The sequence below is a fragment of the Providencia sp. Je.9.19 genome, assembly GCF_051129765.1.
In the GTDB taxonomy this organism is placed as follows: Bacteria; Pseudomonadota; Gammaproteobacteria; order Enterobacterales; family Enterobacteriaceae; genus Providencia.
On record NZ_JBCPSS010000023.1, the window covers coordinates 1 to 1,248 of the forward strand.

The window sequence follows — 1,248 nt, forward strand, 5'->3', positions numbered from 1 at the left end:
ATCTTCCGTTACGGCGGGCAAAGTTACCTGCCAAGCCCCATCCTTACCCACCACTACTGGGTACTCCTGCCCAGTAAATACAACCACTGCCGCCGAGCCCGGCTTAGTTTTGCCGACTAAGGTCACCGCTTTTTCTTGGGTAAGATGGTCACCTTTCACACCCGAGTCGCTGTTTTGTGCCAGTGTGGCCTCGGCCGCGGGTAGCACGGTATCTATCTGTACCGTTTCACTGAGTGTCTCGCTGTTCCCCGCCTTGTCAGTAATTTTAACTTTTAAAGAATGTGCACCCTGCCCAAGTGGGGTTTGAATATCTATCGACCAATTCCCCTTTTCATCCGCGATGGTCGAGTAAACTTGACCGCCAATGGTGATTTGAATATCAGTATGCGCTTCCGAGTGCCCTGATAATGTCGGGGTGGTTTGATGAGTGAGAAAGTCGGGTCGACCATTTAGTTGCAGTGTTGTCGGCAACAATGTCGTTTTGATCTGCACGGACTCAGTTAATGTTTTGCTGTTGCCTGCCACATCCGTAGCCGTTACTTGATAATGGTAGAGATCATCAGCCAGCCCTTTTTGACTAACGGCAGTCCAATCGCCATTTTCATCGGCGGTGGTTGTGAGTTTTTGCCCACCTATAATTAACACAATGGCGCTATTGGCTTCCGCTTTTCCTGAAAAATGAGGGCGCATATCATTGGTGACTCTATCCCCGATCATACCACTATCAGAAGCCGCATCTAGGTGTACCGATAATGCATCCACCTGGGTATCAACCGTAAACTGCCCGTGGAATACCCCGACATTGCCTGCTTTATCCGTTACCTTGACTTGATAGTCATAGACTTTATCTTCCGTTACGGCGGGCAAAGTTACCTGCCAAGCCCCATCCTTACCCACCACTACCGGATACTCCTGCCCAGCAAATTCAACCACTGCCGCCGAGCCCGGCTTAGTTTTGCCGACTAAGGTCACCGCTTTTTCTTGGGTAAGATGGTCACCTTTCACACCCGAGTCGCTGTTTTGTGCCAGTGTGGCCTCGGCCGCGGGTAGCACGGTATCTATCTGTACCGTTTCACTGAGTGTCTCGCTATTCCCCGCCTTGTCAGTAATTTTAACTTTTAAAGAATGTGCGCCCTGCCCAAGTGGGGTTTGAATATCTATCGACCAATTCCCCTTTTCATCCGCGATGGTCGAGTAAACTTGACCGCCAATGGTGATTTGAATATCAGCATGCGCTTCCGAGTGCCC

The 1,248-nt window shown here is 50.3% G+C and carries 1 protein-coding gene; it reads right to left on the reverse strand.

The window, feature by feature from the left end; genetic code table 11:
- On the reverse strand, window positions 1-1,248 hold a 1,248-nt coding region (locus tag AAZR93_RS21540; RefSeq protein ID WP_434721036.1), incomplete at both ends, for an Ig-like domain-containing protein.